Annotated in this window: 17 protein-coding genes; all 17 read left to right on the forward strand. The window is 30.3% G+C overall.

Going from position 1 to position 12,149, the window contains the following annotated elements; translation table 11 throughout:
• The first annotated feature begins 20 nt into the window (after positions 1 to 20).
• The 17 genes from HNR33_RS14550 (at position 21) to HNR33_RS14630 (ending at position 12,108) form a co-directional block, all read left to right on the forward strand.
• The gene (locus HNR33_RS14550; protein ID WP_429084621.1) at positions 21 to 200 is read left to right on the forward strand and encodes a hypothetical protein; all 180 of its coding nucleotides are present in this window, start codon (positions 21 to 23) and stop codon (positions 198 to 200) included.
• A 93-nt stretch (positions 201 to 293) separates the two neighbouring features.
• Positions 294 to 812 (forward strand): phage holin family protein, encoded by a 519-nt coding sequence (locus tag HNR33_RS14555; protein WP_429084623.1) that lies wholly within the window; start codon positions 294 to 296, stop codon positions 810 to 812.
• The gene (locus HNR33_RS14560; RefSeq protein WP_429084625.1) at positions 799 to 1,470 is read left to right on the forward strand and encodes an S-layer homology domain-containing protein; all 672 of its coding nucleotides are present in this window, start codon (positions 799 to 801) and stop codon (positions 1,468 to 1,470) included. The genes HNR33_RS14555 and HNR33_RS14560 overlap by 14 nt, the downstream gene beginning before the upstream one ends.
• A complete protein-coding gene (locus HNR33_RS14565; protein WP_429084627.1) occupies positions 1,471 to 1,806 on the forward strand; it encodes a phage holin, LLH family in 336 nt (111 codons plus the stop codon).
• A 318-nt stretch (positions 1,807 to 2,124) separates the two neighbouring features.
• On the forward strand, positions 2,125 to 2,646 hold the full coding sequence (locus HNR33_RS14570) for a hypothetical protein (protein ID WP_429084629.1): 522 nt from the start codon (positions 2,125 to 2,127) through the stop codon (positions 2,644 to 2,646).
• Positions 2,647 to 2,661: 15 nt separating this feature from the next.
• A complete protein-coding gene (locus HNR33_RS14575; protein ID WP_429084630.1) occupies positions 2,662 to 3,126 on the forward strand; it encodes a hypothetical protein in 465 nt (154 codons plus the stop codon).
• Positions 3,119 to 3,745 (forward strand): AP2/ERF family transcription factor, encoded by a 627-nt coding sequence (locus HNR33_RS14580; RefSeq protein WP_429084632.1) that lies wholly within the window; start codon positions 3,119 to 3,121, stop codon positions 3,743 to 3,745. The genes HNR33_RS14575 and HNR33_RS14580 overlap by 8 nt, the downstream gene beginning before the upstream one ends.
• Positions 3,746 to 4,230: 485 nt before the next feature.
• Positions 4,231 to 4,383, forward strand: coding sequence for a hypothetical protein (locus HNR33_RS14585; protein WP_429084634.1), 153 nt, complete (start codon positions 4,231 to 4,233; stop codon positions 4,381 to 4,383).
• 183 nt (positions 4,384 to 4,566) lie between these two features.
• On the forward strand, positions 4,567 to 4,791 hold the full coding sequence (locus HNR33_RS14590; protein ID WP_429084636.1) for a hypothetical protein: 225 nt from the start codon (positions 4,567 to 4,569) through the stop codon (positions 4,789 to 4,791).
• Positions 4,792 to 4,907: 116 nt separating this feature from the next.
• Positions 4,908 to 5,144: a LexA family protein gene (locus HNR33_RS14595; protein ID WP_429084638.1), complete on the forward strand. Its 237-nt coding sequence runs from the start codon at positions 4,908 to 4,910 to the stop codon at positions 5,142 to 5,144.
• A 290-nt stretch (positions 5,145 to 5,434) separates the two neighbouring features.
• Entirely contained in the window at positions 5,435 to 6,121 is a 687-nt protein-coding gene (locus tag HNR33_RS14600; protein ID WP_429084640.1) for an ABC transporter ATP-binding protein, read from the forward strand.
• A gap of 14 nt (positions 6,122 to 6,135) precedes the next feature.
• Positions 6,136 to 8,625 carry an ABC transporter permease gene (locus HNR33_RS14605; RefSeq protein ID WP_429084642.1) on the forward strand — a complete coding sequence of 830 codons (2,490 nt, stop codon included), beginning with the start codon at positions 6,136 to 6,138 and terminating at the stop codon, positions 8,623 to 8,625.
• A gap of 134 nt (positions 8,626 to 8,759) precedes the next feature.
• Positions 8,760 to 9,455 (forward strand): response regulator transcription factor, encoded by a 696-nt coding sequence (locus tag HNR33_RS14610; RefSeq protein WP_429084644.1) that lies wholly within the window; start codon positions 8,760 to 8,762, stop codon positions 9,453 to 9,455.
• Positions 9,456 to 9,461: 6 nt separating this feature from the next.
• The gene (locus HNR33_RS14615; RefSeq protein WP_429084646.1) at positions 9,462 to 10,703 is read left to right on the forward strand and encodes a sensor histidine kinase; all 1,242 of its coding nucleotides are present in this window, start codon (positions 9,462 to 9,464) and stop codon (positions 10,701 to 10,703) included.
• A gap of 173 nt (positions 10,704 to 10,876) precedes the next feature.
• A complete protein-coding gene (locus HNR33_RS14620; protein WP_429084648.1) occupies positions 10,877 to 11,494 on the forward strand; it encodes an HD-GYP domain-containing protein in 618 nt (205 codons plus the stop codon).
• Between the two features lie 120 nt (positions 11,495 to 11,614).
• Complete coding sequence (locus HNR33_RS14625; protein ID WP_429084650.1) at positions 11,615 to 11,836, forward strand: FeoA family protein; 222 nt, start codon at positions 11,615 to 11,617, stop codon at positions 11,834 to 11,836.
• A 47-nt stretch (positions 11,837 to 11,883) separates the two neighbouring features.
• Complete coding sequence (locus HNR33_RS14630) at positions 11,884 to 12,108, forward strand: FeoA family protein (RefSeq protein ID WP_429084652.1); 225 nt, start codon at positions 11,884 to 11,886, stop codon at positions 12,106 to 12,108.
• Positions 12,109 to 12,149 lie beyond the last annotated feature (41 nt).

A 12,149-nucleotide genomic window follows, 5' to 3' on the forward strand; every position in this document is an offset into this window, starting at 1 on the left:
AAAATAAAGGAGTGTTGTAAATGTATAGATATAGTTTGTTAAAGAGAGTAATTGAAAGTAATAACCCGTATGTGAATAAAGATGATTTGCTTTTACTAAATATGACTTTCTTCACGTCAGGAAGTTACGGAGAAGGTGAAGAGGCACAAGCGAAGTATGATGAACTTAACAACTTAATTAATGAAACTACAGCAGTATAAATACTAATCAAGGCGTTAACGCTTAAATTTACACCAAGTAAGAAGGGTGTATTTTTTATGCCCTTCTTTTTAATTTTCACCAGGGGGTGGAGTATGAGTGAATATATAGAAAAAGCACTAAGTGGAGCAAAGCCATACATAGCTATGTTTCTTTCGATGATTTCCTATCTAATGTTTCCTGATTCTGCTTATGAAACTGCAGCTATTGCAGTAGGAATAACAATGCTATTAGACATAGTTACAAAGTATATGGCTTTAAGTCATGAAGCACATGGATATAAAAATGCTGTTAAGACTAGATTAATATTCTCAGGAACTTTATGGGCAAAAACAAGAATAAAACTTACTGCATACCTAATAATTGCTATACTGGCAGGACTTGCTTACAGAGTTACTCCACTTCAACAAGTAGGAGTCTTTTTTGGTACTGTAGTTTATGCGGTAATTTTTTTACGAGAATCCCAAAGTATTCTAGAGAATCTATCTGATGCGGGAGCAGATGTTGGGTGGCTTATTAGATGGACCAAGAAAAAGCAGGATAAAATATTAGATGAAGATGGATTTGTCCAAGAATTTGAAAAAAAGGTGGATGATAAAATTGAAAGAATTTAAAATCATCACTACAGAAGAATTATTAAAAATGCTAGATAATTATAAATTCAAGCAATTACATATTCATCACACATGGAAACCTAGTCATTCAAATTTTAATGGCAATAATCACATAGCACTGCAACAAGGTATGTACAACTATCACGTAAACACTAATAAATGGCAAGATATAGGGCAACATGTATCACTTACTCCTGATGGATTATGGGTAACTGGCAGACCTTTTAATGTTACACCAGCTTCAATAAAAGGATGGAATACAGGAGCCTTTGCAGTAGAAATGATAGGTAATTTTGATATAGGTCATGACAAGTTAGAAGGAGAGCAGAAAGAGAGCATATTAAGACTTATTAAGTATTTCTTAGAGAATTATAGAGAGAGTTCAGTTAAATTTCATAGAGAAGGGCCAGGAGTGAAAAAAACATGTCCTGGTACCAGCTTAGATAAGAAAATACTTATTCAGGAGGCTAAAAGCATGGGAAAAGCATTTAATGATGTAGATGATAATAGATGGTCAGCTAAGTACATCGAGAAAGCTAAAGAATTAGGGTTAATAGAAGGAGATGGCCAAGGGAATTTTAATCCTTTAGGACCACTCACTAGAGAGCAAGCAGCTGTATTAATGATTAGACTATATGAAAAATTAGGAGGTAAATAAATGAATAATGATGCTGTAGTACAAATAGGAACAATAATAATAACTTTAATAGGTACGATTTTTACTCTCATAGTTATACCTTATATCAAGAGTAAAACCACAGTAGAACAACAGAAGAATATTGAATTTTGGGTTAAATTTGCAGTACAAGCAGCAGAACAAATTTTCAATAAGCCTGGTTTGGGTGGTAAGAAAAAGCAGTATGTTATAAATTTCTTGAAAAACATAGGAATAAAAATTACTATGGAGCAATTAAATGTTTTAATAGAAGCAGCAGTTCACGAAATAAACAAAGGAAAATTATTAGAAGAAGCTTTGACTATAACCGGGGAGTAATCCTCGGTCTTTTTTTATTTTTTGGAATCTAAATCAAAAGTAGTGTAAAAATAGCTTGCATATTTAGCACAGATTAAGCGGAAAAGACAAGCCTAATGCAATTAGTCTATTGAGTATGCAAAAACGCTAGAAAGTAGCTTTAAATGCTTTAGGATTGATTTAGTGTATTTTGGGGTAGACTTTACGGCTTACCCTTATTTTTTATGTCTATTCGTAGAAAAAAGTTGAAAAGTTCTTTAAAAATAGTTTTAATAAATGTTGACAATAACGTTACGTTGTAGTATAATTTAATTAAGATAAAGAAAAGGAGCGAATAAAATGAAATTTAAAAACAGAGAAGAAATAAAAAATATATTAGAGATGAATATAACCGATAAAGAAAAAAAGAATTTAATAGCAAATTTAAAAAACATAAAAACCGATATAGGCAGAATAATATGCACAAACTATGAACTAGATATAAAAGAAGGGCAAGCATGGAATAACAAAGGAGTAGCTACAAGCTGGACAGATAGAAATGATGATAATTCAGAATTCAAACCAGAAGCTTCAAGAGACATAAAATATTTACTACATGTAGAAAATGAAGTTGCAGGATACAAAGTACAATATTTCAACTATGACGACTTAGAGGAATTAGGGTTAGAAGAAGATGAAATAGACGAACTATTGGAAGATGAAGTCTACAATCAAACAATGAGTTTACTCGGCAGTGATGCAGACATGAAAAATGAGGCAGAAATACTAGTACCAGCTGAAACTAAATTCAAAATAAAAGAAATAAGCGACGCTAGAGAAGATGAAGGATATATATACATATTACTAGAAGAAATAAAATAGGAGGCTGAAACTGAAATGGAAAAGAGAAAAGCAAGAATGATAGTTAATAAAGCAGGAGCGGGTAATTCTACCTTTAGAGCTACCCTTCCTGCACTGTGGATTAGAGAAATGGGACTGAGCGAAGATGATAGAGACTTAAAGTTATTTTTTGATGGGAAGGTAATAACTATAAAAAATAATGAAGAGGAAATTATAATGTTAGAAAAGCTGCTTGAAATAGCCAAAATTGAGATTGAAAACGAAATGAATAGATTAGGATTTATTGACGACAGTGATAACTGCGATAGATTCTTAGACGAACTAGCTAAAGAGTTAGTAGAAAAAGAACTGCTACAAGGAAAAGATGATATAGATCTATTATATGAAAAAGAAGATGAAATAGAGGAGCTTTCAGGAGAGCTGCTAGAACTAATTAAAGAACACGTTTCAGGTAATTATAGCAGTGAGGGCTACAAAAAATGGAGTGAAATAGGTGAGTAGAGAAGTTAGTGATTATGTCAATTGCAAGGTCGAAGGTTGCAATAATAAAGCAAAAACTAATAGTTTGTGTGGTAAACACTACGCTCAATATCTAAGACATAATAAAGTTTTAGCTAGAACTAGATTTGAAGAAAATGAAATAGTAATTAAAGAAAAATATGCAGAAATAATAGTATATGACTTCAATAACAACGTAAAGGGTAAAGTCATAATAGACAATGAATACTTAGAAATAATAAAGGGTTTTAAAATATACACTGATAATCAAGGATATGCAACAGTCAATATTGATAATGAAAAACTACATTTAACAGAAATGATTTTTGGTAGATTACAAGCTGATAAATGCTATTCATATAAAAACAAAGACAAGTTTGACTGTAGAAAAGAAAATATAGAAATTGATACAAGAGAAGAATTGTCAAGAAAGCAGAAATTAAGCAAGAAAAATAAAACTGGAGTTAAAGGTGTAGTTATAAATGAAGGTAAGTATCAAGCTCACATAGGGCATCAAGGAAAATCAATATATCTAGGCCGTTATGATACCTTAGATGAAGCAAAAGAAGCTAGAATTACAGCAGAAAAACAATACTGGGGCAAGATTTACACTAAAGACTAGAATGATCTCTAGTCTTTTTTCTATGCAAACTTATTCTTTAGTATATCAATGATAATAAAATAAAAATATATACATTAACGGTTTACATTTTTTTAATAATATGCTGTTATGGTTTAAAGAAATAAAAGCAAAAAGGAGAAAAATTATGAAATATGTAACCCAAGAGATTTTATTATGGTTGACTTTTTTAAAACTTTTTCTCCTTTAAGTTTACTTTACTTTAAAGAGAAAACTACTTGACAAAGACTAACATTTTTAATATTGTGCTTGACAAAACACAATAAAATTAGTAAAAAACTTTCAACTGCATTTGTAAAGTATAGTTGACAAAAAACAATGTTTAGGACAAAACGGTTACATACAACGTATATGTAAGACAGAATAGTCTGAAAGGATTATTCTGTTTTTTATGAATAAATTTCTAAAATATGCTTGACAATACTCAATATATTGAGTATAATATAATTAAGAAAGGGGGTAAGAAATTGAAAGATGGAAGTCAAACAGAAGAATTAATAAACCTAACAATCTCACTAGTAAACTTAGCAACATCAATCATAGCACTAGAAACTGTAAGACAAAGCAAAAAGAGTTCTTCAAAAAAGAAGAACCCTCGCAAAAGAAAATCTAAGAAATAGTATAGGGGAGCTGGTATCTCCCCTATATAAAACTTTCTTTTATATATATTATAACATATAATTGAAATATAATAACAGGAGGGAATTGTTTATGTTAAAATATATCTCTTTAGTTATAAGCATTATTGCTTTATTAATCGCACTAAAAGCCTATAGAGAAGTTAAAAAATAGGAGGTCCTACAATGGCAAAGGCTCAAAACCCTAGGTTACAAGCACAAGTTACACCTGAATTAAAAGAAATAACAGATAAGATGCTACAGCATCTCGACATGACACAGGCTCAATTCTTTGAGAAGTATTTACCTACTTTATTTCTTGCTATAGATAAAGATAAGTATTTGAATCTAATAGAAGAAATATATGGAGAAGAAAAGCTTCATGATATTATATTGAAATGTAATCTTTAAGAGTATAGCATATGAGCTATGCTCTTTCTTCATTCTTTACACCGAATATTTGTTCGTATATAATGAAATTAAGATTACTTTAGCAATAAATAATGACAGCTTAAGGGGGTTATAGTATGCTTACGAGAAAACAAAAAGATGTACTAAGAGCTATTGATGTATATATAAATGCAAACGGTATAAGTCCAACGGTTAGAAACTTATGTGATTTACTAGGCTTAAAATCTTCTAGTACAGTGCATGGGTATTTAAACAGGCTAGAAAAAGATGGTTGCATAACTAAAAAAGATACTATACCTAGATCTATAAGGATAACTGAAAGAGGGAATTTTATATTAAAAGAATTATGGTAAAAATAAAAGAGAGTGACATAGATTAATTGTCACTCTCTTTTTTACGTCAAAAATTCGTCAAATTTTTATTTCTGTTTTTTTCTTTATAGTTCTATTTTTTAAAAAAGTAAAACCTTTAAAAATGTTGCAATTATCACATTGTTCTAATTTTTTATTAATGCAAGTGTTAACGAGATTCTTACATCTTAGTAAGATAATATTATTTTTTGCAAGATAACAGAAATGGTTTTATGAAAAAGGGTTAAGTATAATTAGAATGTAGTTATTAGAAAAAATAAGGAGAGATATATATGGAGATTTTAAGAGTTAAAGATTTATATAAAGTCTATGGCAAAGGTGAAAATAAAGTAGAAGCACTTAAAAATATAAATTTATCGGTTAATAAAGGTGAATTTGTTGCCATAGTAGGTACATCAGGATCAGGCAAAAGTACACTTCTTCATATGCTAGGTGGATTAGATAGACCGACAAGCGGAAATGTTATCATAGATGGAGAAAGTATATATGAATATAACGAAGAAAAACTAGCAATTTTCAGAAGAAGAAAAGTGGGCTTTATTTTTCAATTTTATAATTTAATCCCTGTCTTAGACGTAGAAGAGAATATAGCTCTCCCTGCACTACTTGATAATGACAAAATAGATAAGAGCTATTTAGCAGACATTATAAAAATATTGGGTCTCGAAGATAGGAAAAGTCACCTTCCATCTGAACTGTCAGGTGGGCAACAGCAAAGAGTATCAATAGGAAGAGCTTTATTAAATAAGCCATCAATTATTTTAGCAGATGAGCCAACAGGAAATCTTGATAGCAAAACTTCAAAAGAGGTTACTGAGCTGTTAAAGCTCACAGCCAAGAAATACAATCAAACACTAATTCTTATTACTCATGATGTTAATATAGCTTCGATGGCAGATAGGATAATAACAATTCAAGATGGAGAAATAACTTCTGATAAATATCTTAAGAACATCTAGGAGGTGAGAGAACGATGAATGGCTATAAACAGCTTACAGGAAGATACATGAAATCTAATAAGAAGAGAACATTGCTTACTATTGTAGGAATAGTTTTATCAATTGCACTTATATCTTCTATAGGACTTTTCTTCAAAGGGATGCAGCTTGCTCAAATAGAGGAATACAGAAACACTTATGGCTCATATCATTTAATTTTTCAAAAAGTGGATGATAAGCTATTAGCTAAAGCAACAAATAATCCTAGGGTTTCACGCAGTGGGCTACTTGCATTGGGAGAAGAAATAAAAATTGGAGAAAAAATAGTAGTGAGTGAAATGATTGCTTCAGATAAAGCGTTGGAGCTGCTTCCTTATAAAGTAAAAGAAGGAAGACTTCCACAAAAGTTAGATGAAGTAGCAATCGAAAAATGGGCATTAAAATATATTGATATAGATGCTAAGGTTGGGGATAAAATAAAAGTTAAGGATAAACAATACACTCTTGTAGGAATACTAGAAGACAATATTCAGAATCAGATAGATGACAAAGCAATATTGCTATTAAAAAGTAATGACATAAATAAAGAGAAGGCAATGTTATTAGTGGAGATAAGCTCAAAGACAAATCTAAAGAGCTCTGTAAGAGAATTAAAACAGCTAGCTGATGAGAGTACTATTGGAGAAAATACCTATCTTCTTATTGTACAAGGTGCAGGAGACATTAATTCAGACTTAGCAGGGCTATATCTAGTAATCGGGGTAATAATTCTGATAGTTGTAATTGCAACAATAGCAGTAATATATAATTCTTTTCAAATAAGTGTTGTAGAAAGAATAAAGCAGTTTGGACTTCTAAGGGCTGTGGGAGCAACTCCAAAACAAATAAAGCGAATTGTACTAAGAGAAGCAACTATTTTAGCTATGATAGGTGTGCCAATTGGTTTACTATTTGGAGTAATAGCTATATATTTGATTAGTATTGTATTTAAATTAATCGGTGGGGACTCAGTCAGCATTATGAAGCCATCAATATCACCTATGATTTTAGCTATAAGTGCAATTGTTGGGATAATTTCAATATATATTTCTGCATTATTACCAGCACTTTTTGCAGGAAAAGTATCGCCACTTGTTGCTATTAGCAGCAGAGCGTCTATAACAAAAGAGAAATTTAAAAGAAGAAAAAATGTGATTGCTAGAAAGATATTTGGCTTTGAAGGAGAACTAGCCTCTAAAAATATAAAAAGAAATAGGAAAAGATACAGAATCACAGTATTTTCAATAATAATAAGCGTTATTTTATTCGTAACCTTTACATCTCTGATGGATATGTCGTTGTTAATATCACAGGATAATAACGAGTCCAAAAATGTACACTATTCTGTTGTATGGGACAACAACACTTCAGAAGAGGACATGGTTATCGATAATAAAATAATAGATAATATTAAATCATCAAAGCACATTGATAAGCTTTATAAAATTTATAAACCGTATTATTTTCATGCAGTGGTAGACAAAAATAAAGAAATTAAAGAAGTTCAGAATATAGGGAAAATATATAAAAGTATTGATTTTGAGGGAGAAGAAAAGACATTAATATCCAGTTGTATAAATGTATACGATAAAGCCTCTTTAGAGATTTCAAAGAAATACATTGAGTCTGGTAACATTGATCTGGAAAAGCTGAATAATGAAAATGGTGTAATTATTATCAATAAGAATAGAATATATAATCAAAACTCAGAAAGAACATATTACGGTCCAGCTGCTAACATAAAGGTTGGAGATGAGATATATCTTCAATATAATGAATCACTAGAAAATAAAATTGAGTTTGGAAATGGAGAAGTTAAAAAGGTAAAGGTTATGGCAGTTCTTGAAAAAGATCCGTTTACTTTTAGAGGACCTGAGGATAGATTAAAAATAATTACCACTGATGATGTTGCAAGAAAGCTAACTGGTAAAGAGACTATAAAACCTCGAAATTTAAACATCATAATTAAAGACGTAGATAATCAAGAAGTAGCGAAAGCAGAGCTAGAAAAGATCTTGTCAGTTAATCCTTCATTAGGGATAATAAACTTTATAGACTATAATAAAAATGAAAAGACCGCCTTGTTAATGATTCAAATATTATTATATGGATTCGTTGTAGTAATATCCTTAATAGGAAGTGTTAATATTGTAAATACATTAACAACAAATATAATATTAAGGAAAAGAGAATTTGCTATGCTTAAATCTATAGGATTAACTCAAAAGGGGTTAAAAAGAATGATAGTACTAGAAGGCGTTTTATATGGCATTGTTGGCTCTATATATGGATCTATAATTGGAAGTGTACTGTCATATATAATGTTTAAAGGATTATTTTCAATAAGAGAATTTGGATGGAAAATTCCATGGAGTGCAATGCTGATAGCAGGCCTATGCTCTATAGTCATTGCATATTTATCAGTTTTATCACCACTTTCAAGAATTAAAAAAGAAAATTTAATTGAAGCAATAAGGGAAGAATAATAATATAAAATAGCCTTACAAAAAAATGTAAGGCTATTTTATATTTCTTAAAAGAAAATAACTTTATTTCGAGCAGTCTTTGATATATCATTAACTTAAAAATAGGATTTAGTATTTAAAGGACGGTGAAAAAAATGAGTAGATTATTATTAGTAGAAGATGATGAATCATTGGCACTAGGTATAGAATTTACACTGAGAGATGAAGGATACGAAGTTTTTAGGACATCAACAGTAGAAAGAACAAAGAGTTTATTAAATAATGAGAAGTTTGACTTAATTATACTAGATGTGAATCTTCCTGATGGAAATGGATATGATTTATGTAAATATATTAGATTAGAGAGTGATGTGCCAATAATTTTTTTAACCGCACTTGATGAAGAAGTCAATATAGTACTAGGGCTAGAAATAGGTGGAGATGACTATATTACAAAACCATTTAGAGTAAGAGAGCTTTTATCTAGAATAAAAGCCTTGATACGTAGAAACTCTAAAAATATGTTGAAGGGGAGTATTTTAAAAAGTGGGGATGTGCTACTGGATACTTCAAAAGCGATTATAAAAAAGAAAGGAACTGATATTACACTAACCGCACAAGAATACAAGCTTTTATTAATATTTATGAATAAACCACATATTCCAATAAAAAGGGATGAACTGTTGAGTGAATTAGTGGACGGAGAGGAAGTCTTTTTTGAAGAAAATACCCTTTCGGTCTATATTAAGAGGATAAGAGATAAAATAGAAGATAATCCTAAAGATCCGGAATATATAGTCACTCAAAGAAGTTTAGGATATAAATGGAATAAAGACGTCATTGAGGAGTAGATACTAATGCGAGATTACTTTGTTAACCCAGAAATAAAAAAAAGTTCTATAATTCTTTTGGGCTTAATGGTTATATTTTTACTTTTAACATTATTTGTTTTAAGGTTACATCACGATAGCTTAAAGGATGATTATACTAAGACTCTTGGTGCTGTTGCACTAAGAATTATAGAGAAAAGTCCAGAACTAGAAAGTGAAATTATGCCACTTATAACAAAAGAGATATCTGAAGAAGAGGCATTAAAAGGAAAGACGTATTTAAGTGAATATGGGCTAAGCAAGAACTTAGAAAGCAGGCTCTTTCCATACTTATACGCAATTATTGTAAAGAACTACTTAGTTATTATTGTTATTTTTATTTTTCTAGGTACTTCATTATTCTTGCTTAATTATCATCAACATAAATATTTTTATAATAAAATGAGAGGGCTAACTTTAGGAGCAAAAAGAGTTGTTGAAGGGGAATATGATATATCTATCAGTGAAGGTAAAGAGGGAGATCTGTCTAAGCTTGCACTATCCTTTAACTCCATGAGACAAGTAATTAGAAACAATATAGACGATCTAAAAAAAGAAAAGCAGTTTTTGGTTGATATTCTGTCAGATATATCTCACCAATTAAAGACCCCTCTTTCATCAATGATAATATATAACGATATAATGCTTAATAAAGAACTATCTAAGGAGCAAATAAACAATTTCTTAGTAAATGATCAGAAACAGCTTAATAGAATGAAATGGTTAATTAAAAACATGCTTAAGCTTGCAAGGCTTGATGCTAATGCTATAGATATTAATATTGAATACCAAAGCTTAAATGAAACTGTGCAAGAATCTATAGATGCTTTAGAAAGTAAGGCTACAGAAGCAGATGTTAAAATAAAGTTTTATGAAAAAAAAGAAATATTACTAGAGCATGATAGATTGTGGTTGGAAGAGGCTCTTATAAACATAATCAAGAATGGTATAGAACATACACCTAAGGGAGGAGAGGTGAGGATTGAACTAATTGATAACCCTGTGTATAAAAGGGTTATAGTAGAAGATACAGGCGAAGGTATATCAGATGACGATTTACCTAATATCTTTAAAAGATTTTACAAAGCAAATATCCCAACCAAAAGTGAGTCTATAGGAATTGGTTTAGCTTTAGCAAAGTCTATAGTTGAGTTACATGATGGAATGATAGAAGCGCAAAGTCAAGTCGGCGTAGGAACAAAATTTATTATGACATTTCTTAAATATTAATAGATAACAAAGTGATTATTCATAATAGGTATATATTTTATCGAATTAAGTGATATAATAATTTTCTCTTATTTCATTTACAAATTAGAATTAGTTTGATACAATTCAAACAAGATAATGATAATCATTATCGATATCTTAAATAGAGAACCATTTAAAAAGGAGAAATACAAATGGGTAAAATGTCACTTGGATGTCTAAGTAATATAGAACTATATCATGATATTATTGATTGTTTGGTAGGGGCATTAGAGGCAAAGGACTTATATACTAGTGGGCATTCGCGTAGAGTTGCAGATATGTCATATGATTTAGCAAAATTACTTGGGATAAGAGGTAAAGAGCTTGACGACATACATATGGCTACGCATGTGCATGATATTGGGAAAATCGGGGTACCAGATTATATATTAAACAAGGCAGAGAAATTATCTGAACATGAATGGGCTTACATAAAAAAGCATCCTGAGATTGGAAGCAACATACTCGATTGTTCAAAAACCCTAAAGGATATTTCTATAATTGTATTGTACCATCATGAAAGATGGGACGGAGGAGGTTATCCTCTTGGATTAAAGTTTACAGATATTCCATTAGGATCTAGAATTATATCTATTTGCGACTCAATAGATGCTATGACATCTCAACGCGCTTACAGAAAAGCTTTATCTTGGGAAGAGTGCAGACAAGAAATAGAGATAAATAGTGGTCTGCAATTTGATCCAAAGCTAGTAAATGCAACAAATCAATTGTGGAGTACATGGACAAATTATAGAAATAATAAAAAATAGAAAAAGTGTTGACATGTTATAAAAATAACAATACAATATAAACGAGAATGATTATCATTATAAATAATTTAGCATATACATATAGTAAAAAATAGTATAGATAAATGAGGAGGAGAAATTATGCCACTTTCAATGGTTAATGCAGGACAAAATGTAATATTGAAATCTATTAATTGGGGAACTAAATTAAAGAAGAAGCTTCAAGATATGGGGTTAACTGAAGGAGTCATGATAACTGTGATTTCTGATAATCTTAACGGGTCTTCTATAATTAATGTTAGAGGATCAAGATTAGTTTTAGATTCTTCAGTTACTAACCAAATTATAGTTGAAGCGGCCTAATGTTTTTTGCAGAATAAAAATATATTTAAAATTGAGGAGGAGATTTCATGAATAGAAATTTAAAGGATTTAAAGCCAGGGCAAAGAGGAAAAATATTGAGTATCAAAGGAAAAGGTCCTATAAAAAGACGTTTGATGGATATGGGAGTAACGAATGGAACAGAAGTACTCGTTGAGAAAATTGCACCATTAGGAGATCCTATTGAGATTAAACTTAAAGGGTACAATTTAACATTAAGAAAGTCGGATGCAGAGAATATTATTATCGAATAATTTTTTTGCATATTAAATGAGAATGAATATCATAATCAAAA

Source organism: Brassicibacter mesophilus (assembly GCF_050433385.1).
Classification (GTDB): domain Bacteria; phylum Bacillota; class Clostridia; order Tissierellales; family Proteiniboraceae; genus Brassicibacter; species Brassicibacter mesophilus.

Excerpts from the sequence above, each read along its gene's own strand:
- HNR33_RS14550 (WP_429084621.1), top strand. The coding sequence starts at position 21 with ATGTATAGATATAGTTTGTTAAAGAGAGTAATTGAAAGTAATAACCCG.
- HNR33_RS14555 (WP_429084623.1), top strand. The coding sequence starts at position 294 with ATGAGTGAATATATAGAAAAAGCACTAAGTGGAGCAAAGCCATACATA.
- HNR33_RS14565 (WP_429084627.1), top strand. The coding sequence starts at position 1,471 with ATGAATAATGATGCTGTAGTACAAATAGGAACAATAATAATAACTTTA.
- HNR33_RS14570 (WP_429084629.1), top strand. The coding sequence starts at position 2,125 with ATGAAATTTAAAAACAGAGAAGAAATAAAAAATATATTAGAGATGAAT.
- HNR33_RS14575 (WP_429084630.1), top strand. The coding sequence starts at position 2,662 with ATGGAAAAGAGAAAAGCAAGAATGATAGTTAATAAAGCAGGAGCGGGT.
- HNR33_RS14590 (WP_429084636.1), top strand. The coding sequence starts at position 4,567 with ATGGCAAAGGCTCAAAACCCTAGGTTACAAGCACAAGTTACACCTGAA.
- HNR33_RS14595 (WP_429084638.1), top strand. The coding sequence starts at position 4,908 with ATGCTTACGAGAAAACAAAAAGATGTACTAAGAGCTATTGATGTATAT.
- HNR33_RS14600 (WP_429084640.1), top strand. The coding sequence starts at position 5,435 with ATGGAGATTTTAAGAGTTAAAGATTTATATAAAGTCTATGGCAAAGGT.
- HNR33_RS14605 (WP_429084642.1), top strand. The coding sequence starts at position 6,136 with ATGAATGGCTATAAACAGCTTACAGGAAGATACATGAAATCTAATAAG.
- HNR33_RS14610 (WP_429084644.1), top strand. The coding sequence starts at position 8,760 with ATGAGTAGATTATTATTAGTAGAAGATGATGAATCATTGGCACTAGGT.
- HNR33_RS14615 (WP_429084646.1), top strand. The coding sequence starts at position 9,462 with ATGCGAGATTACTTTGTTAACCCAGAAATAAAAAAAAGTTCTATAATT.
- HNR33_RS14620 (WP_429084648.1), top strand. The coding sequence starts at position 10,877 with ATGGGTAAAATGTCACTTGGATGTCTAAGTAATATAGAACTATATCAT.
- HNR33_RS14625 (WP_429084650.1), top strand. The coding sequence starts at position 11,615 with ATGCCACTTTCAATGGTTAATGCAGGACAAAATGTAATATTGAAATCT.
- HNR33_RS14630 (WP_429084652.1), top strand. The coding sequence starts at position 11,884 with ATGAATAGAAATTTAAAGGATTTAAAGCCAGGGCAAAGAGGAAAAATA.